This window comes from Chryseobacterium sp. sg2396 (genome assembly GCF_042610505.1).
Lineage (GTDB): Bacteria > Bacteroidota > Bacteroidia > Flavobacteriales > Weeksellaceae > Chryseobacterium.
Map to the genome: position 1 here is coordinate 256,864 of NZ_JBHGAQ010000001.1, position 25,379 is coordinate 282,242.

Here is a 25,379-nt window from a genome sequence, read left to right on the forward strand (position 1 = left end):
GTTACGATGAATACTTATCATATCAACAAAGGCATCGGAAGGACGGTCGAGTTCAAAGGATTAAAAGCACAGTACCTGTTCATTTTTGCAGGGGGATTATTGGGGATACTTGTATGCGTGATAATCATGTACATGGCTGGCGTCAATACCTATCTCTGCCTTACGATTGGCGGAGCAAGTAGTGCTATTCTCATCTGGCAGACCTTCTTACTCAACGGAAAATACGGCGAGCACGGACTTATGAAATTGGGTGCCCAAAAGAAGCATCCCAAGTATATCATCAGTCGCAAATGCATCTATCGCTACCTGAAAAGTAACCGTCAAAAATCTTCAGCATGAGAAATACCTCCAAAGCCGCAACGCTGGAAAGTAGATTTCCACTGCTTGCGATAGAGAACAACTGCATTATTTCAAAAGATGCGGATGTCACGGTTTGTTTCAAGGTCAGGCTGCCTGAACTCTTTACGGTGGCGTCGGCGGAATATGAAGCGATCCATTCAGCATGGTTCAAGGCTATCAAGACACTTCCTGATTTTACGGTCGTCCATAAGCAGGACTGGTTTATCAAGGAAAATTACAATCCTGATCTGTCCAGAGAAGACCAGAGCTTTCTGTCAAAGTCTTTTGAGCGCCATTTCAATGAGAGACCATTTTTGAACCACTACTGTTATCTATTCATCACGAAAACCAGTAGAGAGAGAATGCGGATGCAGAGCAACTTCTCATCCCTATGCAAAGGCAAACTGATCCCCAAGGAGATCAAAGACAAAGAGGTGATCAGCCGTTTTTTGGAAGCCGTCGATCAGTTTGAAAGAATTGTGAATGACAGCGGCTACGTCCATCTGGAACGGATGACCGAAGATGAGATCTCAGGAACTGATGACAAGTCGGGAATACTCGAACAGTACCTGACCCTGTCAAGAGAGTCGAATCCATCTCTCCAGGACATTAAGCTTGGATCAGAAGAATTGCGTATCGGCAACAATCGCATCAGCATGCATACACTATCCGATACCGATGATCTGCCAGGCACTGTCTCATCACACAGCCGGTATGAAAAACTGAGTACCGACCGCAGTGACTGTCTGCTTTCCTTTGCATCGCCAGTAGGACTTCTGTTGAGCTGCAATCACATCTATAATCAGTATCTGTTCATTGATAACAGCGATGAAAACCTGACCAAATTTGAAAAGTCAGCCAGAAACATGCATTCGTTGGCTAGGTACAGCAGGGCGAATCAGATCAACAAGGAATGGATCGAGAAATACCTCAATGAAGCCCATTCCTACGGTCTGCAGTCCATCCGAGCGCATTTCAATGTGATGTCCTGGTCGGATAATCCTTTAGAATTAAAGCAGCTGAAAAATGACACCGGAAGTGCATTGGCCTTGATGGAATGCAAGCCCCGCCACAATACGACGGACACAGCGACCTTGTATTGGGCAGGGATTCCAGGTAATGCGGGCGACTTTCCAAGTGAAGAAAGCTTCTATACATTCATTGAACCTGCCTTGTGCTTTTTCACCGAAGAGACCAACTATCAGGACTCCCCGTCACCTTTCGGAATCAAGATGGCTGACCGTCTAACCGGAAAACCAATCCATCTGGATATCTCCGATCTGCCGATGAAGCGTGGGATCATCACCAATCGGAACAAGTTTATTTTGGGGCCTTCGGGAAGTGGCAAATCATTCTTCACCAACCACATGGTCAGACAGTATTATGAGCAGGGTGCTCACGTATTACTGGTCGATACCGGAAATTCCTATCAGGGATTGTGTGAACTTATAAAAGGCAAGACAAAAGGGGAGGACGGCGTGTATTTTACCTACACGGAAGACAATCCTATTGCCTTCAATCCATTTTACACCGATGATGGTGTCTTTGACATCGAAAAAAGAGAGAGTATCAAGACCTTGATCCTGACTTTATGGAAGAGGGATGATGAACCGCCTACAAGATCTGAAGAAGTGGCGCTGTCCAATGCGGTCAGCGGATACATAGAACAGATCAGGAGTAAAAATTCCCATCCCTCATTCAATGGATTCTATGATTATGTGAAAGATGACTATCAGAAAGTTCTGGAACAAAAGAAGGTCAGGGAAAAGGATTTTGACATCGCCAACTTCCTTAATGTATTGGAGCCCTATTACAAAGGCGGCGAATACGATTATCTGTTGAATTCGGAAAAGCAGCTTGACCTGTTGTCCAAAAGGTTCATCGTGTTTGAGATCGATGCGATCAAAGACCACAAGATCCTGTTCCCCATCGTGACGATTATTATTATGGAGGTCTTCATCAACAAGATGCGACGACTCAAGGGCATCAGAAAACTGATCCTCATCGAAGAAGCTTGGAAAGCGATCGCCAAAGAAGGAATGGCAGAGTACATCAAATACCTTTTCAAGACGGTCAGGAAATTCTTCGGAGAGGCCATTGTGGTAACCCAGGAAGTCGATGATATCATCCAGTCACCGATCGTCAAGGAGAGCATCATCAACAATTCAGACTGCAAGATCCTTCTGGATCAGCGCAAGTATATGAACAAGTTCGATGACATCCAGGCAATGTTGGGATTGACTGACAAAGAAAAGTCACAGTTACTTTCCATCAATATGAACAATGATCCTAAGAGACTCTACAAAGAAGTCTGGATCGGACTGGGCGGAACCCATTCTGCCGTCTATGCTACGGAAGTTTCCACAGAAGAATATCTGGCTTACACGACAGAAGAGACAGAGAAAATGGAGGTCATGAATCTCGCTTCTGAATTGGATGGCAATGTAGAACAGGCCATCAAGAGGATCTCCCTCAAGAGGATCAAATCGACCAAAGACAACTAATTCAATCATTAAAATTTTACTACAATGAAAAATTACATCATTAAAACAACAATGGTAGCCGTTTTCGCTACCGCAAACTATGCAAATGCACAATTCGTAGTGACCGATCCGGCCAATCTGGCATCAGGCATTTTGAACTCCGCCAATGAGATCGTGCAGACCTCATCAACGGTTTCCAACGTTATCAAGAACTTCAACGAGGTCAAGAAGGTCTATGAACAGGGAAAGGAGTATTACGACAAGCTGAAGGCTGTCAACAACCTGGTCAAAGATGCCCGAAAGGTGCAGCAGACGGTTCTTCTCGTAGGCGATGTCTCAGAGATCTACGTCAATAATTTTGGCAAGATGCTCAACGACCCCAACTTCAATGTCCAGGAACTGACGGCCATTGCCAACGGTTATTCAGCCCTGCTGAACGAAAGTACGGAGCTACTAAAAGAGCTGAAAGAGATCATCACTGCGAATGGTCTTTCCCTGAACGATAAGGAAAGAATGGATGTGATCGACAGGGTTTACAAAGAGGTCAAAGAGTACCATAATCTGGTAAGATACTACACCAACAAGAATATTTCTGTCAGCTATCTGAGAGCCAAAAAGCAGAACAACACGAAAAGGGTGTTGGACCTTTACGGAACCGCCAATCAAAAATACTGGTAAGATGGAACCGACTAGTTTACACGAAGTACTTCGTTCGGTCTATGATGAGATGATGCCCCTATGTGCCGATATGGCTGCCGTAGCTAAGGGTGTCGCGGGTCTGGGCGCACTGTTCTTTGTGGCCATCAAGGTATGGCAGTCACTCAGCCGTGCCGAACCGATCGATCTGTTTCCTATGCTGAGACCTTTTGCCATCGGTATCTGCATTATGTTCTTTTCAACATTGGTATTGGGCAGCATCAATGGTGTTTTAAGTCCGATCGTTCAGGGAAGTCATTCGATGCTGGAAGATCAGGTTCTTGATATGAACGAATTGCAACAGAAAAAAGACCTTTTGGAACGGGAAGCGATGCTTAGAAATCCCGAAATGGCCTATCTGATCTCTGATGAGGAATTTGATAAAAAGTTAGAAGAGCTTGGATGGTCTCCATCAGACCTGGTGACCATGTCCGGAATGTACATCGAAAGGGAGATGTTTGACATCAAGAAAGATATCAGGGACGGTTTTCGTGAGTTTCTGGAGATCCTATTCCAATCAGCAGCTCTGGTCATTGATACAATCCGAACCTTCTTTCTCATTGTACTGTCTATTTTGGGACCCATTGCTTTTGCCATCTCTGTTTGGGATGGTTTCCAGACCACCCTCACACAATGGCTGACGAGATATATTAGTGTTTATCTATGGCTGCCAGTTGCGGATATTTTCAGTGCAATATTGGCCAAAATACAAACGCTCATCCTGGAACGGGATATTGAGATGCTAGCAGATTCTAATTTCATTCCTGATACATCTAACACGGTCTACATCATCTATATGATCATCGGGATTATCGGATATTTTACGGTTCCAACCGTTACCGGATGGGTCATTCAGGCAGGAGGCGCCGGTAACTTTATGCGCAATGTCAACCAGACCGCCACAAAATCAGGAAATATTGCGGGAGCAGCAGCGGGTTCTGCAACAGGTAATATCTCAGGCAGATTATTAAAATAAAAATACGATCCAATGGAATTTAAAACTTTAAGAAATATAGAGAGCAGCTTCAAGCAGATCCGCCTATTTACATTTGTTTTTGCGGTGCTCTGCTTTGCAGTAGTTGGAGTTGTCGTTTTCAAGTCCTATCAATTTGCAGAAGAACAACGTCAGAAGATCTACGTGTTGGACAACGGTAAATCACTGATGGTCGCCCTGTCTCAGGATATGTCGATCAACAGGCCTGTCGAGGCAAGGGAGCATGTAAGGCGTTTTCACGAGCTGTTCTTTACAGTGGCGCCGGATAAGAATGCCATTGAAAGCAATGTTAAAAGAGCTTTCAATCTGGCAGACCAGTCCGCATTCGATTACTATAAAGACCTTCAGGAGAAAGGCTATTACAACCGGATCATCTCAGGGAATATTCAGCAGAGGGTAGAGGTTGACAGTGTCGTTGCCAACTTCGACAGCTATCCTTATAACGTAAAAACGTACGCAAGACAGTTCATTATCCGATCTAGCAATCTGACGATACGAAGTCTGATCACCAATTGTTCATTAGTGAACTCTGTGCGGTCAGACAGCAATCCCCAGGGATTTACGATTGAAAAATTCAATGTCCTTGAAAACAAAGATGTTGAAACTGTTGAACGTTAAAAGTCAGAACAATGAAAAAAATAAGGGATAAAATAGAGCGCCAGATTTTGCATGCAGACAGAAAATGGAAAGAGCTCCCGGCGAAACGCCAGAGGTTTTTCACCAAGCTGTTTTTTGCAGGTTATACCGTAGTTAACTTACTGGTGTTGATCAGCATCTTTATCACAACAGCAAATGATAACAACACCATGTCAATCAGTCATATTACGACCATATCAGATCACACTGCTATGAAAAGACAGTCACACGATAACAAAACGGGTTCAACCATTAAAAAATAGGACAATGAAAGATTCGAATAAGATCAAGATCACGGAGGGCGAATCGCAGGAACGGGAAAAAGAAGCAGAAGGTCTGCAGAAATTTCCAGTGGAACGATTTAAAAAGCCGATCATCTATTTTCTGATGGCTGTTGTCTGTGTCGGATGCCTCTACCTCATCTTTAAACCAAACGAGGATAAGGTCATTGAAGAATCAGGCTTCAATGCAGGTATACCGCAGGCAAAGGAAGACCAGTTACAATCTGATAAACAGAAAGCCTATGAGCAACAATTGCTGGAGAAAAAAAATGAAGAGAAAAGAAATGCGATGACCAACTTGTCTGATTACTGGACTGACCAAAACAGCCTTAACCAAAATTCTGATCAGACGTCATTGACTGCTAATCCGAATAGTTTGTCACCATCTAATCCGAGTGCAGTTAACAGCTATCGCAATGCGCAGCAGACATTAGGTTCCTTCTACAGCAGGGATGATCAGGAAGTGAATAATCTTAGGAAAGAAATATCCAGATTAAAAAATGAAGCTTTGCAGAACAATGCTGTTCCTGCTGGTCTTAGGGTCAATGACCAATTGGAGCTGATGGAAAAATCCTACCAAATGGCTGCGAAATACCTTCCCCAAAGTAATAAGCAGGAAGATCTTATATCAAGAGAAGAGGATGTGAAGCAGCCTTCTGGAAATAAAGTACAGCTCACAGCAGTAAAATCAGCTCAATTAAATATTGTCTCTTCTTTGTACAGAGAGCCATCGGACAGCGCCTTTCTGGCTGGTCTGAATGATAATAGATTGTTCGGAACTCAGGATGAAACCAAAAACACAAGGTATTCTAAGAATGCGATCAAAGGTCTTTTACAGGAGTCAATGACGATGACCAATGAAAGTACATTATCGATCAGACTCTTGGAAAGTATGCTTCTGGCTCATACCAAAATTCCTGCAGGGACCTTACTAAAGGCAAACGGCAAATTTCAGGGTGGGAGACTGCAATTGAAAATTTCGTCGATAGAATATCAGGGTAGCATTTATCCTGTAGAGATCAATGTTCATGACAATGATGGTCAGCTCGGCTTATATGTTCCTTATTCACCGGAGCAAAATGCTGTGACCGACATTGTGGGCAGTATGGGGCAAACTTCTGGTACCAATATTATGATGACGCAGTCGGCAGGTCAGCAGATCGCGGCGGATTTAAGCAGAGGCGTTGTGCAGGGGTTATCAGGATATTTCCAGAAACGGGTCAGACAACAAAAAGTAAAGGTAAAAGCGGGCCATCAGGTTTTGCTTGTGCCAAAAAAATAACCCATTAAAAAACAATAAAATGAATAAAATAAAAAGCCATTATCTTTTGATGATCGTATTTCTGCTTTTGACAGTAAGAGCACTAGCGCAGGATTCTATCTTTACATATCTTCCATTAGAAGAGGCTAGATTACAGCCCTACAAAATGCAGGTCACCTACAATAAAACCTCGCACCTGCTTTTTCCTTCGCCGATCCGATATGTTGACTTGGGGAGTGACCTGCTGGTCGCCAATAAGGCAGAGCCGGTTGGAAATGTTCTTCGGATCAAATCGGCAGTCAGGGACTTCGAAGAAGAAACCAATTTTTCGGTGATCACCGAAGACGGAAAGTTCTACAGCTTCGATGTGTTTTACAGTTCATATCCTGACGCACTCAGCTATGACCTTTTAAAGATGCAGAGAAGCAATGAGCGACAGTATATTGCGGATGTCCTGTTTGAAGATCTCAGAGGAAGTTCGTCCTCTCTTACGGAATTGATTATGGAAAACCTGTATGAAAAAAGCAGCAAGACCATCAAACACATATCGTCCGGAAGCTATAGGATCCAGTTTTCAGTCCGGGCACTGCACGTCAATGATAGCAAATTCTTTTTCACCTTAGAGGTTAAAAACAGCAGCAATGTGGCGTATGACATTGATCTGGTCAATTTCAAAATTATCGATAAGAAGAATTTGAAAAGAACGGTTGTTCAGGACAAACTGTTAAAGCCGATTAGGGTATATTTTCCAACAATGACAGCTTCTCATCATTCTGAAATATCAGGAGTTTACTTATTGGATCAGTTTACCCTTCTGAAAGATCAGGTTTTGGAAATTGAAATTCTGGAAAAGAATGGCGGAAGGCATCAGAAGGTTCAGCTTGAAAATACCGATCTGATCCATGCCAGGCTGATCAGCAGTTTAAACGTAAAAACAAAATAAGATGAATAGAATATTTTTAACAACCGCATTACTACTTACAATAAGTATTCAATCGTTTGCCCAGCAAATGATCCCTAAGCAAAAAGGATTCGAAATTTCATATTCAGTATTTCCACAATCTCCTGAAAAGCAAAATTACGCTTTAGGTGCAGGTGTTATTTCTTACACCAAAAACGGTAATTACCTCTTCGGATTGGCCGAATACAGCAGAAAGTATTACGAATATGCCCATTACGATATCCCGATTGATACCTTCCTTTTCAATGGGGGTTACAGTCTCTATGTGTGGGGAGATCTGATGCGGAATGTCAATATCAATCTGGGTTTAGGAGGGCTTGCAGGTTATGAGCAGATCAATGGGGGAAATAAAACGATCTATGATGGCTCTATTATTAATGCAACCGAGAATTTTATTTATGGTGCAAGTGGTAAACTATCTTTAGAAAGTTATCTGACAGACCATTTGGTTTTTTTGGTCAATGGGCAGCTGCGCTATTTGCAGAACAGTCAGCTCGGTGAGTTTCACGCTTTGTTTGGTTTCGGAATGCGATTTAATTTTTAAAAAAGCTTGTAAAATGAAAAATGTAATCAACAAAAAGATCTTGCAACTATATAAGTATTCAATGGTAATTTTCTTAATTAGTTTTGTATTTAATTCCTGTCAGGACAACGATCTGGAAATTCAACAGGACTTTCCTTTTCAAGTCCAAATAATGCCTGTTCCTGGTAAAATAGCTGAGAATGAAACGGTAGAAATTCGCATTTCACTATTGACTTCTTCGAACTTTAATGGAACAATGTACAGTGTTAGGTATTTTCAATATGAAGGAGCTGGTCAACTTCAATATTACAGCGATCCACCATATCTACCGAATGACGAGTATCCATTGAAGCAAAAACAATTCAGACTTTACTATACATCTAAAGCTTCCGAATCCCATCAGTTCAGTATTTGGATAAAGGATAGTTTTGGAAATGAAAGAAAGGTAGATTTTGAATTTGACAATGCATCTTAAAATTTCTAATTGACTTCTAGCGGCTTGGTTTTGTACCAAGCCGCTTTTCATGAGGACATTGAAAGCAAAATCAGGTCAGGATTGGACTAAGTAAAGTCTTAGTGCCATTTTACGGGAGATTGCAAACAAAAATGAATTATTTGGGATCCAAAATAAGACTATTAGGTTTTATCTACAATGTAATTTCAAATTCTGTAGAACAAAAACTGGCTGATTGCAGCTTCTGTGATCTGTTTGCAGGAACAGGAGTAGTAGGAAACTATTTCCATGACAAAGTTGAAAGTATAATTTACAACGACAGGGAGTACTACAGCTTTGTTATTAACAGTGCATTCTTTAGCAAAGTATCAGAAGAGAAATACCGGGCAATGCTTGCGGAACTAAATCAATTAGATGGCAGGGAAGGATTTATATTTAATCAATATTCGGAATGCGGAACAGCTGGTCGGTTATATTTTTCAGCCGAAAACGGTCGAAAAATAGATGCCATAAGGATGGATATTGAACGACGATTTCAAAGTTTTGAGATAGATCAAGATTTCTATATCCTTTTATTGGCTACCTTGCTAAAAGCGGTTGATAAAGTTGCTAACACAGCCTCCGTGTACTGCGCTTACCTAAAGATACTAAAAATAACTGCCAACAAGAACTTACAATTACTTCCTCTTAAAAGAACGTCACTACCGCTTCCGGACTATCAAATATTTAATATGGACAGCAGCGAATTAATTACCCAGGTGAAAGGTGACATCCTGTATTTGGATCCTCCGTACAATGGCAGAGAATATGGTTCCTATTATCATTTGTTGAATACCATTGCTTTGTATGATATCGATTTTGAGCCTCGGGGAAAGGCTGGTTTGAGACGCTACAATACATCAAAGTTCTGTTTAAGATCAGAGGCTGAAAATGTGATGTTTGATCTTTTAAAAAAATGCGATTTTCAGCATATTTTCTTAAGTTACAATAATGAAGGATTTCTTTCATATCCTATTATTAAGGAGATGATGAATGGTTTGGGAACTTATAGTTGTTCAATGATTGAATACAAGCGATTTCAAAGTAAGCAAGCAATGGGTACTGGGAGAACAGTAGAATATCTTCATCATTTAATAAAACATTAAATCTACACAGGCTCACAACTTTTATGAAGCAGGGAGGTTTTGTGAGGAATAACATAAGAGTTGTATCCCTACTTTTTGCGAAAAGACGTTTCCGACCACCGGAAGGAATTGTCTTTTCGCCCGAATTTGAAAATACACGACAATATTTGAAACGTCGTGTATTTTTTTTAATAATATGAATTCATTTACAAAAGACCTTCGTCGGCAAATGATAAATGATTGGTTGATGTCAGAATGAAGTGATCCAGTAATTTAAGGTTTAAAAATTCTGATGCGCTTTTAATGCTATGCGTAATTTTCATATCTTCGGCAGAAGGTTTCAAATTTCCGGAGGGGTGATTATGTGCCAATATTAAAGCTGAAGCGTTACAAAGCAGTGCCGCCTGCATGATGATACGAACATCGACAACCGTGGAAGAAATTCCCGATTCAGAAATTTTTCTGATCCCTAAAACTTTGTGAGCCTGATTTAAATATAAGGCAAAAAATGATTCTCGGTAATCTATTTCATCACGGTCAAAGTGCTGACGGAATACATCCACTGCGTCCCGCGAACTACTAACTAATTTTTCAGAATTTCCTTTTCTGGAATAACTTAATTTTATCTCGTTGACAATATTGAATTTCATAATGGTTGCTCCTGTACGGCAGAGACTTGAATTTCCCGTACTTAACTTTTAAAATCTCTAATTAATTCATGATCAGAGTTTCTGCGCCAGATTGGGCAAAATTTTTACACAGGTCAAAAGCCTTTTGAGATTTCAATTGTGCAGTCCCACCCAAAACGATGGACTGTAATTTGGCTTCATCATCTTTGTATGTTTTGACATTCTGATAATATCCTGTCACTGCGTTATATGCTCCGAACAACGTCCCTTTTGTGGTTTCCGTCTGTTGGGTGTCGCTCATCATCGCATAGGCAAAAGCATCATCAACGGTATTTTTAAAAACAGTTGACAGATCATCGAAATTTCCTTTCTGCAAATGGTTTAAAGTTTCTTTGTTGGGGCAGAGTGCCAACTGTATCAGTCTTTTTATCTCATCATCACCGACCTTTATTTTTGCCCAATGATTAAACGTGCTTTCCAATTCATTACTTAATTTATTCGCTAATCCCATGACCTTATGGGCATCCTCCAAACGCTGTTTTGCTCCTGCGGTATGTCTGATCCGCACTACATTGCTCATATTTTTTAGTGAAGCGTTTAAAGTATTTTGACAGACAATTCGTACAGGCGTAAATGCGGCGGTGATGCTTCCGCTCCCATCGTGGGAGGTGGTCAGGAAAATATATTTTTCCGTAATATCGTCACCATTTCCAACACGAATATAATCTGGTAATTTAGCCGTGATAAATATGCGTTCACCATTTCCCAAAGCTCCTGCAGTCTCGTACAAGATACCATTTCCACCGCCTACAATAGCATCAAAAAATGAAAAGGATTCACGGTTTTGTACGATATGGTAATCTTTTCCGACCACGCCTAAAAAGGTGTTATTATCGGTGCGAATATTGGCAAAGTAGTTGGGAACTTCCAATTCTGAATCGATCATTTCTATTCCGTTAGTATTTTCGATAATGCCTGCACCTTTTGTGAAGAGGGGAGACTTTTCAACCTCGTAGTCAAGTCCTGCAAATTTGATGGCTTCTTCACTTGTCGGGTATTCCTGTACGATCTGCCCCAAGTTGTGCCATGCTTTTTCCTTTACGCTGAAAAATGAATATTTTCCTGTTCTGTTGTTGAAATTTAAATTATGTGCCATGATGTTAATATTTAATTGTTAGAGAATCTTGTTTGGTAGTTTCAAAATGGGAGATCATCATGCTTGTCACTGTCGTTGGATTTAGAATTAGAAATTTCCTTCTTAGCTGTTTTATTCGGCTCAGTATACTTGTTTTCAGTTCGCTTATTACTGCTGTGAACCTTGATTTGTGAGGTGTGGAAATTCAATCCTGCATGAGGTTCTCCATCTTTTCCTAACCATGCAGAGGTATAGGCTCTTCCGCTTAATTCCACCAAAGTGCCTTTTGTTAAAAATTCAGCAACTTTTGGAGAGATCCAATAGGCGCATTCAAAATAGGTGGTCTGTTCGATCCGTTCGCCCTGTTTGTTGCGATAATTGTCATTCGTAGCAATTGAAAAATTAACTACCTGTTTTTCATTTGGCAAGTTGCGCACTTCCGCATCCCTTGTCAGTCTTCCAATGATGTTCATAATCGTAGGTTTTTAAGATTGTACATTTTGATCTGTTCTCAATCTTTTCTCCGTCCTTTCTCTGAAAGCCCCTTGGGCTTCGCTGAATATTTTTCAAAAGAAAAACCGGAAAAAAGAAAGCAGATAATTTTAGCGGGCAAAGGGGAAAGCCAAAAGGAAACGGAATAATTGGAGGGTACCTTCAGGGAGGAAACCGTTTATGCCGTAGTCTTTTGGCTGGGTGAAGAAATGGATGACTGATATACCTTAGCTGCCTTTTTACCGGTTTATTATGAAAAAGATCAGTCGTATATAATATTTAATAATTCTTATTAATGGTCAGTTTTAATGTTTTTCAATTTGTATTTTACACACTAAATACACTATATTTACATTATTCATTTAAATCTTGAAGACCTATGCAGATCAATGCTTTTAACGAATACTACGATAAGCTTACTACCGTTGAGAAGAAAAATAGTCCCAAAGAGTTATTTTACCAAGGGGACTTTTCGTTATTGGAAAATGGAAGAAGGGTAGCCGTCGTTGGTTCCAGGAAGGTTTCTGAACTGGGTATAAGAAGAGCAAGAAAGATCGCAAAGCTGTTGGTGCAAAATGACATTACTGTGGTCAGTGGTTTAGCGGAAGGAGTTGACTCAATCGCCCATAAAACAGCTATTGAATTTGATGGTCATACCATCGGTGTTATCGGAACACCTCTTAATAAATATTTCCCAGCAGAAAATAAAGAACTTCAGGATTTCATTGCTGAAAATCACCTACTAATTTCGCAGTTCCCCGAAAACTATCCCGTAACTCCAAAAAGTTTCCCTATCAGAAACCGCACAATGGCGTTGGTCAGTGATGCAACGATTATCATTGAGGCCAGTGAGAAGAGCGGAACCAAGCATCAAGGTTGGGAGGCATTGAGACTGGGAAGACAGTTGTTTATTATGGAAAATGTCCTCAACGATAAAATCTCTTGGGCAGAAGAAATGTTAAGTTATGGTGCACAGGTACTGACCAATGATAACTTTGAATTTTTGATCGAAAGGATTCCCTATTTAACAACAAAGAAAGATTATGTCTTTTGAGTTTCTTACTTTTCTGGCCTATTCTCCAAGGGGTAAGTCTGAGATCGAAATTGCTTCACGTACGGTTGCCGGTTCCTGTAAAAACGGAGATGTAAGCTTCAGTACGAGATTAAGCCAGAGAATAAAAGAAGCCGATCTATCGGAATATTTTTCAAACTCAGCTTTAGTTCCGGTACCAAGAAGTACACCTTTGGTTGAAGGAGCTGTTTTTCCTGCAAGGATCATTTGTGAAACACTTGTCAGTAATGGATTGGGCGAAAGTGTAGCCGATTGTCTTAAACGCAAGTATGCAATCCCCAAATCAAGTGGACAATTTCATGCTGATACCAGAAATACGGTGGAGGCACATCAAGAAAGCTTAATAGTAAGTCCAGTATTGATCAGTGAGCCCATTATTATTATAGTCGATGATATTCTAACTTTAGGCAGAACATCAATGGCTTCCGCATTAGAACTTCAGAAAGTTTATCCTGACAAGGAGATCAAAATATTCTGCGCCATAAGAACGAGGGGTTGGAAGGATCTGGAAAGTGTTATTGATATTAGTAGAGGGCATATAAATCTGGCTTCCAATGGTGGCGTTCAGTTGCCGGATTAAAAATGAGCTGCAGAGAATAATCATTTATATTAGTTCTAAGTCATCATTAAAAATCAATATATTACCAATTTATTTGTGCAGGCATATATTCGTAAGTTTGATAATGATACTCTTCAACTTCCGTACAGTCATTTATATCTAAAACCAAGTACTCTTTTGTTTTTAATTTAAAATTTGGTTCAATGTTGATATATAGCTCTCCTCTGTCGTTATAATCTCTGCTGATCAGTTCCCATTTGATTTTTATTTCTGTATTTATAGCCAGTTTTGGAATCAAAATTATTGCTTCAGATACAAAGAAATCTTTTTGTACTAAAAAATTGTTTTCAGGCTGAATAAGGCAGGTATCACCATTCACAAAAACATCGTGCTTTACTGTTTTAGCAAATATTTCAGAAATCCTTGGTGTTCTAGTATCAATTTTTTCAAAATCACCATCAAAGTATAATCTCAACTTATAATCTTCAATTACGGAATCACCAATATTATCAATGATGATTTTAAGGCTTAACGGAAATTTATCGTCAGCAATTGAATTTAGGGTAAATTTAAAATCAGAGAAATCAGTTACTTCTTTTGGGTAAAGACTTCTCCTATACTCCTCAGATCTAATATTAACGCCATTAATAAAAAGTTCTTTAGATAAAATATTATCGCTAATTTTTCGGCTAAATATCCAATCAAGAACTCTTTCATAAAAAGGTGTAGGAGGAAATTTACCTTTTTTTGAAAGACTTAATATTGCTTCGTGATTACGCTGTTTTTCCTTGTCAATGTCTTTCTGAGTTTCTAATCTGAAAACCTTTTTAAGTTTTATGTAAGTTGGGTAATGCTTAATTCGAAGAGGATCATTGCTGTTTTTGAAAAAAACAGAGATCTTTTTGTTTTGATTTAAATTCTGCTGATCGTAATACCAATCATATATTTCTTTATAGTCATAAAGCATCTGTGTGATGTAATCCCAAAAACATATTTGAACTGTAAACTTATTGTTTTCAATCCTTTCCTGATTGATTGTCCTAACGTATTCTTCAATGTTCTTATCTTTTTCTAAAGACGTGGCAATAATAAAATGTTGAAGTGCAGGATTAAATTTTTCTGCATTTTGTATTTCAGTATCGATTATTTTTTTTGTTATACTATTCCTTAACCCTGACTTTTTTTCATCTTTATAATTTTTACATTGAATTCCAAAATATCTCTTTTCTCCTTTAGGAATGCCATATATATCTACACCATCCTGACCTTGAGCGTTAGTAGAGTTTAAATCAATCTCATTAGGAATTTGCCATATCTGCCCCCATAACTTAAGACATAATTGTTCAAAATCAAACCAATTTAATGGAGGATAAATACGATGTTTAATCATGCGGTTTAGAAAAGATTAATAGAAGACAGCTTGTATTTTATACTCATATAAGAGCAGGTTAAATCACTTTTTTCAATAATTCATCAGGATTGTTTTTGATGCTTTCAAATTCTTGTTCAAAATTATCTTTATATCCTATTTTATCCAACAAAAAGCGATGTCTATGGTCAAATGTCTTCACGATATCATCCCATGTGTAAGCATAGATCTCATAGTTCCTAACAGCTTGCACCAGAAAACGTTTACCTTTACTTTTGTGAGACTCATACTGATCTTTGATATATTCGTCAACCTCTTTACCAATCAGAATGAGTTTCCATCTTCTCATATCACTGTTGAACTTTGGCTCTTTAACGATAAAGCGTATGTAATTTTCAATTTGATCATATTGAGTTTTTCCTACGACTACCGATGGTCTTTTCAGTTCTACGATAATATTTTCTTCGTCATCAAGAAATTCTTGTGAGGCATTTTTTCTACAAATGAAGATATCAGGTCTTTTGAGTTTTTCTTTAGATTCGATAATTGCTTTTTTACGCTCTTCTCTTTTTGGAGAAGAACCTTCACCTTTTTCAAGTTTTAATCTTTCTTCCTCTTCCAGGAAAAACATGTAATTATTTAATGTCTTTTCAAAATTTTCATCAGCAGAGATCAGATGGTATTGTTCACCGAATAACCAGTAATTGTTTTCCACCAATACTTGAATGTGGTCTCTTTCATTAGTAAACTTTGCCAGATCAAACACAAGTCTTTGTATAACGCTGATGGTGTTTTTTCTTCCTTCGAGCAGTTTTACCAGTGCGGTAATATTACTTAGTTTTGTTTTGCTGAGCACTTTTGAAAGTTCAGTTCTTTCCTCATCGGTAAGTTCAACTATATTTTCTAAGATCGATAAAATGTTTTCCCTTTGTTCAGAATCCAAAAGAAGATTTAGAAATCCAACCAATGTTTTACTCTGCGGAATATTTAAATTCTGAAAAATTTTTGGGTTGACACAATACAGTTCTTTGACAACTATTTCCAGATCTTTCTCTCTTAATCTATCATATTGATTGTTTTTAAAGGATGGAAATATGTTTTTATTTTTATAGTCATCAATTAGTTTCTCAGCCTTTTTATTTCTAATAAAGCTCTTTTCCTCATCAGAAACCATTTTATTCAGAAGTTGCATCAGCCGTTTATGCGTTGGATCACTTTGATTTTTCTCAAAACCTAAAGAAATACCTTCATTTTCTGTTTTGCTGTACTGTTCAAAATACTTAGACACGACAAATACGGAGTGACAAAAGTCTTCAGTTTTGTTATTAAATTTGGTATGCTCTCTTCCTTTTTCAAATAACGAACGATCCAAAAAATAGTAATAATACTTTTCATTTATTTTACTGTTCCAGAGAATAAAAGAAATATCAAATACTTCATCATCAATGATGAATTGTTTTTCTATATTATTTTCAATGATATTATTGTAATTGATGATTTCATCATTGACAGTTATCTGATAGGTTTTATTTTTATTTAAATACAGGAACCATCCGAATTCGATTTCCAAAAACTTAATGAACTCTTCTGACTCTAAAAGATCTCCTGTTAATGTAGTGAAGGCATCAAATCTCACAACCGTACCGGAGTTAGTAGCAGAAGATATTTTTTGATCGGATGTTTTATAATCATCTAAATTACCACTAGTGATCTCGATGGTGTAATCTAAGAGTTTTTCAGATTTAGAATCAAAGAAAGTAGTTTCCCATTGAGTTTTTGCACAAAATTGTTGGAATGAAAAACGCCCCTTTCCTTTTCTACCTTTGACGAATCTATTATGGTCATAGGATCTGGTTTTATTTGAATCAAGAAAATATCCAAATGTTTCACCTATCGCATTGAAAGAAATTCCATGTCCATTATCTCTTATAGAGAAGTCGTGCATTGTACCAACTTCACTACACGAAAAATATATTTTTATTTCGGTGGCACCTGCATCGAAGCCATTCCAAATATATTCAGAGATCGACTTTTTGAAATCATTTGGTAGTCCACTTTGTATGATGCTTTTTGAAGTAATTTGAGTTTTATTTTTCTTCATGTGGTTTTAAAATTGCCGGTTATAAGTTTTTAGTAAAATTAACGAATCGCAGCCAATGACGATTATTTTTTATAATTTTTTTTATTACCTAACTTATCCCAAAACTCTTTTAACAAATGCCTTATGTTCTTCAGTTCGAAGGTTACGTCGTGAAGCAACAGTTTTCAATTCGTTAGAGAAATCTTCAGCTGGATTCCAATCATTGTATTTTTTCTTCTTAATACCATATTTCTCTGATAGCTCTTTTGATAACTTAAGAGCCATTAATCCAAAGTTGCAGTAATGGAGCTTTCGCTCATCGAACCAATCCCGGTAGTTTGGTGGCGTTGAAATAATTTCAGTTGCGTCAATCATGCGATTTCCATCTTCAATTTCAGTAGGGAAAGAGAGAAGTTTAAACATCAAATCAGGATTAATGCTTTTCCAGTCCACATCATCAGGGAAATTAGGTGCAGCAGGAATTTTTACTTGAGGCTCAAGACAACCTTCTGCAGATTTCTTTCCTTCAAATAAACCATCATCTTTAACAACATTCATACAGTCTTCCATGTATTTATCTAAAATACAGACCACTCTAATCGCTAAATATCGTGCGCTTTTCTCATTTTATTTCTTGCTTGTCATGTAAGATTGAAACCACGAAATACCAGATCCTACCAGGACTCCTATTAAGCCAAAAATTGCTTCGGTCATTAGTTTGAATTTTAATTACAAGATAAGAAATTTTAATTTTAATAGAGTTTGCAATTGACAGCCAATAAGATACTTTAAAAGAAATTGCTCTAACAAATAATTTTCCGTCCTTTAAATTACAATTATTGAGAGCAAGTCCTCAATTTCAATTGTTATGAAGAAAGGTAGAGTTAAAAAGCGATCAACATCACGATCAAAAATTGCTCAATATATCCCATCCATAGAATTAAAGAAGATTCCACCTGAAAAGGCTTTAACCATACTGAAAAAGGCTGGTTGTGATATTGACCAAGATCAGTCAGAAGAGATTATGGACTTTTTATATATCATTGTGAAATTAACACTCAAAGAATATTTTACATCTGACTGATTATTTGTATTTTAGTAACATATTAGAATGATGAATTTCTACAGCAGCATATTTCTCCAAGCTGCAAGAGCATTAAAATAAATTTTAACGAAATCATCATTACAATGATTATAGCAGATCTATACATTAGAGTTTCCACCGATGAGCAGGCCGAAAAAGGCTACTCCCAAAGAGATCAGGATGAGAGATTGCGCAGATATTGTGCAAACAATAATATTTTGATCAATAAGGTCATTTACGAAGATCACTCAGCTAAAAGCTTTGAACGTCCAGAATGGAAAAAGTACCTGATTGAAATAAGAAAAAGAAATCACAAAAGCAGTCTTGTCCTCTTTACAAAATGGGATCGGTTCAGCCGTAATACGGGCGACGCTTATCAGATGATCAGCCTTCTCCATAAGAACCACATTATTCCCCAAGCAATAGAACAGCCTTTGGATATGTCTGTTCCTGAAAATAAGCTCATGTTGGCTATTTATCTTTCTACTCCTGAAGTGGAAAATGACAGAAGAGCACTGAATACATTCCACGGCATGCGTAGAGCAAAAAAAGAGGGTCGACTCATGGGCATTGCCCCGTATGGATATGTCAACAGGACCCACGAAGACGGTAAAAAGTACATTGCTATTAGAGAACCAGAGGCTTCAAATATCAGATGGGCTTTTAATGAGTTGGCTAAAGGCCATATTCCAGCTGACCACGTAAGACTTCAGATGAATAAGAGAGATGGGGTATCGATGGGAAGAAGTGCGTTTGCTAAAGCAATGAGAAATCCGGTCTATTGTGGTAAGATCTACATTGAAGATTACAAGCAGGAGGAAGCTTACTATACTGATGGTAAGCACGAGGCGTTAATAACTGAAAGGCTTTTCAACCAAGTACAGAAGGTTATGGACAAAAGAAGAAAAGTTGAAGGTCCAGGAGGAAGAGTGTTCGGCAACGAACGCTTTCCACTTCGTGGTCTCCTGGTATGTCCAAGGTGTGGAAAAAACCTTACCGCAAGTGGAGCAAAGGGGAAGTCTAAAACCTACTACTATTATCATTGTCACTACAAATGCGGATTCAGATTTGACTCGGATAAACTAAATGAACTTTTCGAGCTGGAAATTTCAAAGTTAGAATATAATCCAATTATCAAAGAACTTATGAAGGAAATACTCTTGGATAATTATAAACAGTTTACTTGCGACATAGAAGCGAAAAGAAAGTCAATCTCCAAGGAGATTAATTTACTCAATGAAAAAGTAGCCAGTGCGAGAGATAAATATCTTGCCGATAAACTGGATGAAGATGATTACAAAGAGATTAAAATGCTCACTAGATCACAAATTGAGCAACTGGAGCAGGAGCTTCAACACATCGTCTCGGAAAGCAAAGAACTTGATATCAGAACAAAAATAGAAAACGCCCTTGACTCAATGGAAAATCTTGTAAACCTTTACCAGCAGGGCGATCTGCTAACAAAAAGAACAATAGGGTGTTTGATATTTCCCCAAAAAGTCGAATTTGACGGAAAAAGTTTTCAAACACCTAAAATGAACATTGTCGCCCAATGTATCTATCAGTATAACAATGGATTAGGAAATAAAAAAAACCGACATAAGAGAGTAAAAACTTCAAATGTCGGTCTTGTGACCTCGACAGGATTCAAACCTGTAACCTTCTGAGCCGTAATCAGATGCGCTATTCAGTTGCGCCACGAGGCCGTTGTTTAATGGTTTGCAAATATAGCACTTTTTTCTTTTCTTTGAAAGATGAAATCAAGAATTTTAGTATTAACCGCGTTTTTAGCGCTAACGTCTTGTAAAAGAGAACAAAAAATTTTGTCTCCGGAAACGGTTTCTGTTTCCAGTTTGTTACAGTATAGGGAAAATCAAGGAGAACTGCATATAAAATCGGGAAATTTCACCTACGATATTAAGAAAAATCAGGTCCCGTTTAAAAAAATTATCCTGCTTAACGCGAGTATGGCAGGCTATATCGGTGAACTGCATGCGGAAAATCTCCTTATTGGTATTTCCAGCCCTGAATACATTTATTCAGAAAGAATTCAGAGTCTGTTAAAGCAGGGAAAAATACAGAATGTAGGCAGCGATCAGAAATACGATATTGAAAAGATCATTTCCCTGAAACCGGATGTTATTTTTACCAATCATATTGCCAGTTTCGACAATACCTACCAACTTTTGGAAAACAACGGAATCCGGGTGGTTTTCTTGGATGAATACATGGAGCAGAAACCTCTCCAGAAAACAGCTTACCTTAAACTCTTCGGAAAACTTCTGGGAAAAGATAAAGAAGCAGAGAGAATGTATGAAAACGTAGAAAAAAATTATGCTGACTTAAAACAATTGGCTCTGAAAGCAAAGGAAAAACCGATGGTCCTGGCCAATGAAATGTACGGCGATGTCTGGTACCTGCCGGGCGGAAAAACATCGACTGCCAACTTTATTTCAGATGCGAATGCGGATTATATCTTAAAGAATAATACCGAAGAAAAGGCAGTAACCATGAGTTTTGAGGAGGTCTTTGCCAAGTCGGGAACTGTGCAGTACTGGATCAACGTGGGAAACCATACTTCCAGAAAAGAAATGCTTAGCATGAATCCCTTTTACCGCAAGCTGAATGTCTTCAATAAAGGGAAAATTTACGTCATCACAGGCAAAGAGCGCGGGCAGGCCAATGACTTTTTTGAAAGCGGTGTGGTACGGTCCGATCTGGTCCTGAAAGACTATATTAAGATTTTTCACCCGGAATTGCTGCCCGGCTATCAGCTTACTTACATGAAAGAGCTTAAATAATCAGACTATTTGCTTATTTTTGCTTCTCATTTTACAGAGTATGTGGAAAAGAATTAAACAGATTATATTCATCATTCTTGTTCTTAACGTTGTATTCATCGTTTGGGGAAGGTTCTTCAATCCGCCGATCACCATTACCCAGATTGGAGGGCTTTTTGAATACGGAAGATTGCAGCGCGATTATATTTCCTATGAGGAAATGGGAAGCAACGTGAAAAAAGCAGTAATCGCTTCGGAAGACCAGAAATTCTTCGTACATGACGGTTTCGACTACAAGGCGATTGAAAAAGCGATGAAGAACAATGAAAAAGGAAAAAGAATAAGGGGAGGAAGTACCATTTCCCAGCAGACGGCTAAAAATATTTTCCTGTGGCAGGGCAGAAGCTGGCTGAGAAAAGGACTGGAAGCGGTTTATACGTTTATTATAGAAAAAGTCTGGAGCAAGGACATCATCCTCGAAAGATACCTGAATTCTATTGAAATGGGGCAAGGAGTTTTCGGGATTGAGGCCGCTTCACAGTATTATTTTGGAAAGTCGTCCAAGAACCTTACGGCTTCTGAAGCAGCATGGATTGCCGCTGTGCTGCCCAATCCGAAAAAGTATGATCCCAAAAATCCCTCGCCTTATCTCAGGAAGAAGCATAATTGGATTATGCGGCAAATGAGGAATGTGAGTTTGAAATAGTATCTTTGTACCCATGAAATTCTTCAACGCCGGTACAAATTTCGAATCTGTTCTTAAAAAATATTTTTCTTTTGAGAATGATACCCTTGCTCTGGATCCGCTGGCGGAACTGCTGGAGGGTATAAAGAATACTGATTTTAAGAAAGTGCTCAGCTTTTTAAAGGATAATCCCGAAATTACGGAGCATTTTAAAAATTACCTGCATCATATCTTTGATGAGAAGCCGTTCAATCTTTCGCTGACGGAAGCCAACATCCTGTCTGAGAATGCCTTTATTCCTGAATTAAAAAAGAGAATTCTGAATAAAATCCTGCCTCCGGTCGTTAACGAAAATACAGTCTGGTACATGATCGACAATGTGAGTGTAAGGCCCCGAAGCGACCTGAAATACTTTCAGAATCTTCCGGAAGAGGAAATCAGCGAGCTTTTCAGACTTCTCGGAATCGATGATTTTATTACAAGACCGGGCGTGAAAAAGGAAATGTTGTTCTCCATGAACATCCTTTCGTGGCGTGTAACGGGAGCCGCAATGGAAGTGGAAGTGGTACGGATGGCTCCGCAGTACAAAAATTTTGACAATCCGTTTCTTGCTTTACAGAATGAGCTTGAAGGGCTTGCCGAAGAACTGGAACAGAATGCTGAGCTTCAGCTTCATTCAAAAGACAGCCGGTACAAGCAGATCAAAATTTATATCGAACAATGCCTGGAATTCGTTAATATCTCTTTTAAAAATTCCTCCAGATATGGGATTTCCGGAAAAATTAACCAGTCGCTCATCAAAATCCGCCAGCAGATCCAGAGGATTTACGAAATTGTACAATTGCTGGTGATCGATAAGGAAGAGGATATATTGATTAATTCCAAAAATCTGGTATTTAATGTTCTGAGATATAAATCCCATAAGAACAATATTTCGGATCTTATCAACGACAGCACCCGGCTGATTTCACACTTAATTACCAATCATACCGCGGAAACCGGAACACACTACATTACTTCAACCCGTAAAGAATACATGCGGATGTTCTATAAAGCCAGTGGTGGCGGAATTATCGTTGGCGCTTTATGTGTTCTCAAAATGCTGTACGGATATATTCCCGGAAGCGATTTTTCCCATGCTTTCCTGTACTCGATGAATTATGCGATGGGTTTCGTGATGATCTATCTGATGGGCTTTACCCTTGCTACAAAACAGCCTGCGATGACGGCTGCGACCATGACTAAAGTATTGTCGGAAGAAGGAAACATCAAAAGCAACAGCACGGAATTCGCACATTTGGTCTCAAAGTTGTTCCGAAGCCAGTTTATTGCTTTTGTAGGCAACGTCCTCCTGTCTTTCCCGATTGCCCTGCTGATTATTTACGGGCTCGACGTATTTTTCTCACAGAATCTGGCAGTAGACCGGTCGGACAAACTATTGAAAGATCTTGATCCTTTTAAGTCGAAGGCGATACTTCATGCCTGCATTGCCGGGTTTTACCTTTTCATATCGGGAATCATATCCGGAAATATCGGGAACAACTCTGTGTTTTATCAGATTCCGGAACGGATCTCAAAAAATCTTTCGATCAGGAGATTGTTCGGAAATAAATTTGCCAAAAACTTATCAAAATATTATGCTAAAAACTGGCCAGGCATTGTGTCGAACTTCTGGTTCGGGGTATTTCTGGGAGCCACTGCTCCGGTCGGACTGTTTCTGGGGCTGGATCTCGACATCCGCCACATTACCTTTGCAGCAGGGAACTTTGCACTGGGACTGTACGGGAAAGATTTCTCTATCGGGTCCTATACGTTCTGCATATCACTGATTACGGTTTGTCTGATCGGGTTTTTTAATTTCCTGGTAAGCTTCAGCCTGTCGATGTTCCTGGCCTTCCGTTCGAGAAAAATGAATCTTGGACAAGTGAGTGAAATTTACAAAGGGATTTTCAGGTATTTTATTAAAAATCCGCTGAAGTTTTTCCTTCCGCTGAGATCCGGACTGGATCAAAAAACGGACGAGCTGATGAGTAATACGGTTGCTACAAAATCTGAAGATCATTAAACTAAAAAAAAGAGCCACATTGCTGTAGCTCTGATCTGTTAATTATACACAATCCGGTAATAAAGGGCACTTTACTTTTGGCTCTGTCCAAACGGCACATTCATCGGTTCCGCAATATTTTGCACAGCAAATTGATCCGGTAGCACCGCTTCCTTTAATTTCTTTCAGATTCTGTCTTGATAATTTCTTGGTAGAAAGTAATTTTTTCATGTTGATTTGATTTGTTTAGTTAACAGCTCAAATATAAAAATTTTTCGCAATGTTTTGAATTAATTTTTAATGAATTCGTATTATTTCTATAGAATCTGAAGATCATTAAAGTCGTCTGTTCCGAATTTATCCTGGAATTTCTTAAGAAAAAAGCTCTTACGCATCTGGAAATCGTGTTTAAGGAGAGGTGAGCTTATTTTGATGATGACACATTTCTTTTCGATGTTCACACTTTCGATTTCATTAAAGAGGGTGTCGTCAAGGTATTCCTCCAGGAAGTCTTTGATCTCAAAGGCTAAGAGCTTGTTTTCAAAACCATATATTTTTGCAAAAGACCGTACCAGTTCCGAGGACTGGAATTCACGTTTTTTTTTCTTCTTCATGACTAAATTTCAAAAATAATACTCTCTTCATTGATTTTTTTTACCACATTTTCCGTGCGTTCGCGGTGCGTATCCGTAATGAAAATCTGCCCGAAGCTTTCCTGATTTACCAGTTCGATTAGCTGGGAAACGCGGCTGTCGTCCAGTTTATCGAAAATGTCGTCCAGCAAAAGGATAGGTGTTTTTCTTGTCAGTTCTTTGATCAGGCTCATCTGGGCAAGTTTCAGGGAAACCAAAAACGATTTCTGCTGGCCCTGTGAACCGATCTTCTTGATCAAAACAGCATCCATTTCAAAGAGCAGGTCGTCTTTGTGAATGCCTTTTGAAGTGTATGTCAGCATTCTGTCCCGTTCCAGACTTTCTTTTAGTAGTTTTTCTAAAGAATCTTCGAGAAGATGGGATTCATAGATTACCGAAACGGTTTCTTTACCACCAGATATGATTTTATAAAAATTTTTAACGATTGGGTTTAGTTTTTCAACAAAATCCTTTCTTTTAGTAAAAATTTTAGTTCCGAAACGGATAATCGGCTCATCATATATTTCCAGTGAATCTCTGTCCCAGGTTCTGTTCTTGGCAAAATACTTTAGCAGGGCATTCCTCTGCTGGATCGTCTTCTGATACTGGATCAGATTGAAAAGATATTCGGAATCGGTTTGTGAAATCATGGAGTCCAGAAACTTCCGCCTGCTTTCTCCCGCATCTGAAATCAGGTTGGAATCATAAGGCGATATCATTACGCTGGGAAGATATCCGATGTGATCGGCCAGCCGGTCGTAACTTTTATCATTTTTTTTGATGATTTTCTTTGCCTCTTTCGGCTGCGAAATTTTAATGATGTCTTCACTGTCATCGTTCAGGACTTCAGCTTCAACAGTAAAGAAATCTTCTTCGTTTTTAATATTGTTGAGGTCGGTATTTCCCAGAAAGCTTTTTCCCACCGAAAGATAATGGAGCGCATCCAGGATATTGGTTTTTCCTGCGCCGTTGTTTCCCACAAAACAGTTGATCTGCGGAGAAAATTCAAATCTCTTTTCAGTATGGTTCTTAAAATTGTACAGGGAAAGTTTCTTGATAATCATTT

Annotated in this window: 27 protein-coding genes and 1 tRNA gene; 18 read left to right on the forward strand and 10 right to left on the reverse strand. The window is 38.8% G+C overall.

The genetic code is table 11. The features are described 5' to 3' along the window. Positions 1 to 6: 6 nt before the first annotated feature. The 11 genes from ACED20_RS01170 (at position 7) to ACED20_RS01220 (ending at position 9,773) form a co-directional block, all read left to right on the forward strand. Complete coding sequence (locus tag ACED20_RS01170; RefSeq protein WP_288446052.1) at positions 7 to 339, forward strand: DUF4133 domain-containing protein; 333 nt, start codon at positions 7 to 9, stop codon at positions 337 to 339. Further along, entirely contained in the window at positions 336 to 2,843 is a 2,508-nt protein-coding gene (locus ACED20_RS01175) for a TraG family conjugative transposon ATPase (protein WP_288446051.1), read from the forward strand. Before ACED20_RS01170 ends, ACED20_RS01175 begins: the two co-directional genes overlap by 4 nt. A gap of 24 nt (positions 2,844 to 2,867) precedes the next feature. After that, positions 2,868 to 3,500, forward strand: coding sequence for a DUF4141 domain-containing protein (locus ACED20_RS01180; protein ID WP_378103272.1), 633 nt, complete (start codon positions 2,868 to 2,870; stop codon positions 3,498 to 3,500). 1 nt (position 3,501) lies between these two features. Next, on the forward strand, positions 3,502 to 4,494 hold the full coding sequence (gene traJ, locus ACED20_RS01185; protein ID WP_201134235.1) for a conjugative transposon protein TraJ: 993 nt from the start codon (positions 3,502 to 3,504) through the stop codon (positions 4,492 to 4,494). 12 nt (positions 4,495 to 4,506) lie between these two features. Next, positions 4,507 to 5,130 carry a conjugative transposon protein TraK gene (traK, locus tag ACED20_RS01190; protein ID WP_288446049.1) on the forward strand — a complete coding sequence of 208 codons (624 nt, stop codon included), beginning with the start codon at positions 4,507 to 4,509 and terminating at the stop codon, positions 5,128 to 5,130. 11 nt (positions 5,131 to 5,141) lie between these two features. Continuing rightward, positions 5,142 to 5,411, forward strand: a complete 270-nt coding sequence (locus ACED20_RS01195) for a hypothetical protein (RefSeq protein ID WP_288446048.1) — start codon at positions 5,142 to 5,144, stop codon at positions 5,409 to 5,411. A 4-nt stretch (positions 5,412 to 5,415) separates the two neighbouring features. Then, on the forward strand, positions 5,416 to 6,711 hold the full coding sequence (gene traM, locus ACED20_RS01200) for a conjugative transposon protein TraM (RefSeq protein WP_288446046.1): 1,296 nt from the start codon (positions 5,416 to 5,418) through the stop codon (positions 6,709 to 6,711). A gap of 19 nt (positions 6,712 to 6,730) precedes the next feature. Continuing rightward, positions 6,731 to 7,633, forward strand: a complete 903-nt coding sequence (gene traN / locus ACED20_RS01205) for a conjugative transposon protein TraN (protein ID WP_288446045.1) — start codon at positions 6,731 to 6,733, stop codon at positions 7,631 to 7,633. 1 nt (position 7,634) lies between these two features. Further along, positions 7,635 to 8,195, forward strand: coding sequence for a conjugal transfer protein TraO (locus tag ACED20_RS01210; RefSeq protein WP_288446043.1), 561 nt, complete (start codon positions 7,635 to 7,637; stop codon positions 8,193 to 8,195). A gap of 13 nt (positions 8,196 to 8,208) precedes the next feature. Continuing rightward, the gene (locus ACED20_RS01215) at positions 8,209 to 8,649 is read left to right on the forward strand and encodes a TraQ conjugal transfer family protein (RefSeq protein WP_288446041.1); all 441 of its coding nucleotides are present in this window, start codon (positions 8,209 to 8,211) and stop codon (positions 8,647 to 8,649) included. 131 nt (positions 8,650 to 8,780) lie between these two features. Further along, positions 8,781 to 9,773 carry a DNA adenine methylase gene (locus ACED20_RS01220; protein WP_378103273.1) on the forward strand — a complete coding sequence of 331 codons (993 nt, stop codon included), beginning with the start codon at positions 8,781 to 8,783 and terminating at the stop codon, positions 9,771 to 9,773. A gap of 185 nt (positions 9,774 to 9,958) precedes the next feature. On the opposite strand, the gene ACED20_RS01225 is transcribed toward ACED20_RS01220, so the two are convergent. The 3 genes from ACED20_RS01225 to ACED20_RS01235 form a co-directional block, all read right to left on the reverse strand. Further along, a complete protein-coding gene (locus tag ACED20_RS01225; protein ID WP_288446039.1) occupies positions 9,959 to 10,402 on the reverse strand; it encodes a RadC family protein in 444 nt (147 codons plus the stop codon). A gap of 61 nt (positions 10,403 to 10,463) precedes the next feature. Further along, positions 10,464 to 11,537: a DUF932 domain-containing protein gene (locus ACED20_RS01230; RefSeq protein WP_288446037.1), complete on the reverse strand. Its 1,074-nt coding sequence runs from the start codon at positions 11,535 to 11,537 to the stop codon at positions 10,464 to 10,466. Between the two features lie 41 nt (positions 11,538 to 11,578). Next, positions 11,579 to 11,989 (reverse strand): single-stranded DNA-binding protein, encoded by a 411-nt coding sequence (locus ACED20_RS01235; RefSeq protein ID WP_288446036.1) that lies wholly within the window; start codon positions 11,987 to 11,989, stop codon positions 11,579 to 11,581. Positions 11,990 to 12,387: 398 nt separating this feature from the next. Here ACED20_RS01235 and ACED20_RS01240 point away from each other — a divergent pair, with 398 nt between their 5' ends. Further along, on the forward strand, positions 12,388 to 13,062 hold the full coding sequence (locus tag ACED20_RS01240) for a DNA-processing protein DprA (RefSeq protein ID WP_288446035.1): 675 nt from the start codon (positions 12,388 to 12,390) through the stop codon (positions 13,060 to 13,062). Beyond that, positions 13,052 to 13,660: a hypothetical protein gene (locus ACED20_RS01245; RefSeq protein ID WP_288446034.1), complete on the forward strand. Its 609-nt coding sequence runs from the start codon at positions 13,052 to 13,054 to the stop codon at positions 13,658 to 13,660. The genes ACED20_RS01240 and ACED20_RS01245 overlap by 11 nt, the downstream gene beginning before the upstream one ends. Positions 13,661 to 13,721: 61 nt before the next feature. Here the strand turns inward: ACED20_RS01245 and ACED20_RS01250 are convergent, their stop codons facing one another. From ACED20_RS01250 to ACED20_RS01260, 3 genes are all read right to left on the reverse strand, one after another. After that, complete coding sequence (locus ACED20_RS01250; protein WP_288446032.1) at positions 13,722 to 15,029, reverse strand: hypothetical protein; 1,308 nt, start codon at positions 15,027 to 15,029, stop codon at positions 13,722 to 13,724. A 58-nt stretch (positions 15,030 to 15,087) separates the two neighbouring features. After that, positions 15,088 to 17,109 carry an ATP-binding protein gene (locus ACED20_RS01255; protein ID WP_288446030.1) on the reverse strand — a complete coding sequence of 674 codons (2,022 nt, stop codon included), beginning with the start codon at positions 17,107 to 17,109 and terminating at the stop codon, positions 15,088 to 15,090. A gap of 93 nt (positions 17,110 to 17,202) precedes the next feature. Beyond that, positions 17,203 to 17,658, reverse strand: a complete 456-nt coding sequence (locus ACED20_RS01260; RefSeq protein ID WP_288446029.1) for a hypothetical protein — start codon at positions 17,656 to 17,658, stop codon at positions 17,203 to 17,205. A gap of 298 nt (positions 17,659 to 17,956) precedes the next feature. Here ACED20_RS01260 and ACED20_RS01265 point away from each other — a divergent pair, with 298 nt between their 5' ends. Then, positions 17,957 to 18,172: a hypothetical protein gene (locus ACED20_RS01265; protein ID WP_288446028.1), complete on the forward strand. Its 216-nt coding sequence runs from the start codon at positions 17,957 to 17,959 to the stop codon at positions 18,170 to 18,172. 104 nt (positions 18,173 to 18,276) lie between these two features. Beyond that, positions 18,277 to 19,839, forward strand: a complete 1,563-nt coding sequence (locus ACED20_RS01270; RefSeq protein WP_288446027.1) for a recombinase family protein — start codon at positions 18,277 to 18,279, stop codon at positions 19,837 to 19,839. Here the strand turns inward: ACED20_RS01270 and ACED20_RS01275 are convergent. Then, positions 19,805 to 19,878, reverse strand: a tRNA-Arg gene (locus tag ACED20_RS01275). The two genes, ACED20_RS01270 and ACED20_RS01275, sit on opposite strands and share 35 nt — an antisense overlap. Positions 19,879 to 19,995: 117 nt before the next feature. Between ACED20_RS01275 and ACED20_RS01280 the strand changes: the two genes are divergently transcribed. From ACED20_RS01280 to ACED20_RS01290, 3 genes are read left to right on the forward strand one after another with little or no spacing between them, the layout of a single operon-like run. Beyond that, positions 19,996 to 20,973, forward strand: a complete 978-nt coding sequence (locus ACED20_RS01280) for an ABC transporter substrate-binding protein (RefSeq protein ID WP_294230877.1) — start codon at positions 19,996 to 19,998, stop codon at positions 20,971 to 20,973. 40 nt (positions 20,974 to 21,013) lie between these two features. After that, entirely contained in the window at positions 21,014 to 21,658 is a 645-nt protein-coding gene (gene mtgA / locus ACED20_RS01285; protein ID WP_294199161.1) for a monofunctional biosynthetic peptidoglycan transglycosylase, read from the forward strand. Between the two features lie 13 nt (positions 21,659 to 21,671). Further along, positions 21,672 to 23,702, forward strand: coding sequence for a recombinase (locus ACED20_RS01290; RefSeq protein ID WP_294236960.1), 2,031 nt, complete (start codon positions 21,672 to 21,674; stop codon positions 23,700 to 23,702). Between the two features lie 42 nt (positions 23,703 to 23,744). On the opposite strand, the gene ACED20_RS01295 is transcribed toward ACED20_RS01290, so the two are convergent. The 3 genes from ACED20_RS01295 to recF all read right to left on the reverse strand — a co-directional run bounded on the left by ACED20_RS01295 (position 23,745) and on the right by recF (position 25,377). Further along, positions 23,745 to 23,912 (reverse strand): hypothetical protein, encoded by a 168-nt coding sequence (locus tag ACED20_RS01295; RefSeq protein ID WP_288446021.1) that lies wholly within the window; start codon positions 23,910 to 23,912, stop codon positions 23,745 to 23,747. Between the two features lie 86 nt (positions 23,913 to 23,998). After that, entirely contained in the window at positions 23,999 to 24,295 is a 297-nt protein-coding gene (locus tag ACED20_RS01300) for a hypothetical protein (protein WP_294199163.1), read from the reverse strand. A gap of 2 nt (positions 24,296 to 24,297) precedes the next feature. Then, on the reverse strand, positions 24,298 to 25,377 hold the full coding sequence (gene recF, locus ACED20_RS01305; RefSeq protein ID WP_294230880.1) for a DNA replication/repair protein RecF: 1,080 nt from the start codon (positions 25,375 to 25,377) through the stop codon (positions 24,298 to 24,300). Between the last annotated feature and the right edge of the window lie 2 nt (positions 25,378 to 25,379).

Excerpts from the sequence above, each read along its gene's own strand:
- ACED20_RS01245 (WP_288446034.1), top strand. The coding sequence starts at position 13,052 with ATGTCTTTTGAGTTTCTTACTTTTCTGGCCTATTCTCCAAGGGGTAAG.
- ACED20_RS01260 (WP_288446029.1), bottom strand. The coding sequence starts at position 17,658 with ATGGAAGACTGTATGAATGTTGTTAAAGATGATGGTTTATTTGAAGGA.
- traJ (WP_201134235.1), top strand. The coding sequence starts at position 3,502 with ATGGAACCGACTAGTTTACACGAAGTACTTCGTTCGGTCTATGATGAG.
- ACED20_RS01295 (WP_288446021.1), bottom strand. The coding sequence starts at position 23,912 with ATGAAAAAATTACTTTCTACCAAGAAATTATCAAGACAGAATCTGAAA.
- ACED20_RS01300 (WP_294199163.1), bottom strand. The coding sequence starts at position 24,295 with ATGAAGAAGAAAAAAAAACGTGAATTCCAGTCCTCGGAACTGGTACGG.
- ACED20_RS01230 (WP_288446037.1), bottom strand. The coding sequence starts at position 11,537 with ATGGCACATAATTTAAATTTCAACAACAGAACAGGAAAATATTCATTT.
- ACED20_RS01250 (WP_288446032.1), bottom strand. The coding sequence starts at position 15,029 with ATGATTAAACATCGTATTTATCCTCCATTAAATTGGTTTGATTTTGAA.
- ACED20_RS01265 (WP_288446028.1), top strand. The coding sequence starts at position 17,957 with ATGAAGAAAGGTAGAGTTAAAAAGCGATCAACATCACGATCAAAAATT.
- traK (WP_288446049.1), top strand. The coding sequence starts at position 4,507 with ATGGAATTTAAAACTTTAAGAAATATAGAGAGCAGCTTCAAGCAGATC.
- ACED20_RS01255 (WP_288446030.1), bottom strand. The coding sequence starts at position 17,109 with ATGAAGAAAAATAAAACTCAAATTACTTCAAAAAGCATCATACAAAGT.
- ACED20_RS01215 (WP_288446041.1), top strand. The coding sequence starts at position 8,209 with ATGAAAAATGTAATCAACAAAAAGATCTTGCAACTATATAAGTATTCA.
- recF (WP_294230880.1), bottom strand. The coding sequence starts at position 25,377 with ATGATTATCAAGAAACTTTCCCTGTACAATTTTAAGAACCATACTGAA.
- ACED20_RS01210 (WP_288446043.1), top strand. The coding sequence starts at position 7,635 with ATGAATAGAATATTTTTAACAACCGCATTACTACTTACAATAAGTATT.
- ACED20_RS01270 (WP_288446027.1), top strand. The coding sequence starts at position 18,277 with ATGATTATAGCAGATCTATACATTAGAGTTTCCACCGATGAGCAGGCC.
- ACED20_RS01240 (WP_288446035.1), top strand. The coding sequence starts at position 12,388 with ATGCAGATCAATGCTTTTAACGAATACTACGATAAGCTTACTACCGTT.
- ACED20_RS01175 (WP_288446051.1), top strand. The coding sequence starts at position 336 with ATGAGAAATACCTCCAAAGCCGCAACGCTGGAAAGTAGATTTCCACTG.
- traM (WP_288446046.1), top strand. The coding sequence starts at position 5,416 with ATGAAAGATTCGAATAAGATCAAGATCACGGAGGGCGAATCGCAGGAA.
- mtgA (WP_294199161.1), top strand. The coding sequence starts at position 21,014 with ATGTGGAAAAGAATTAAACAGATTATATTCATCATTCTTGTTCTTAAC.
- ACED20_RS01170 (WP_288446052.1), top strand. The coding sequence starts at position 7 with ATGAATACTTATCATATCAACAAAGGCATCGGAAGGACGGTCGAGTTC.
- ACED20_RS01195 (WP_288446048.1), top strand. The coding sequence starts at position 5,142 with ATGAAAAAAATAAGGGATAAAATAGAGCGCCAGATTTTGCATGCAGAC.
- ACED20_RS01180 (WP_378103272.1), top strand. The coding sequence starts at position 2,868 with ATGAAAAATTACATCATTAAAACAACAATGGTAGCCGTTTTCGCTACC.
- traN (WP_288446045.1), top strand. The coding sequence starts at position 6,731 with ATGAATAAAATAAAAAGCCATTATCTTTTGATGATCGTATTTCTGCTT.
- ACED20_RS01235 (WP_288446036.1), bottom strand. The coding sequence starts at position 11,989 with ATGAACATCATTGGAAGACTGACAAGGGATGCGGAAGTGCGCAACTTG.
- ACED20_RS01220 (WP_378103273.1), top strand. The coding sequence starts at position 8,781 with ATGAATTATTTGGGATCCAAAATAAGACTATTAGGTTTTATCTACAAT.
- ACED20_RS01225 (WP_288446039.1), bottom strand. The coding sequence starts at position 10,402 with ATGAAATTCAATATTGTCAACGAGATAAAATTAAGTTATTCCAGAAAA.
- ACED20_RS01290 (WP_294236960.1), top strand. The coding sequence starts at position 21,672 with ATGAAATTCTTCAACGCCGGTACAAATTTCGAATCTGTTCTTAAAAAA.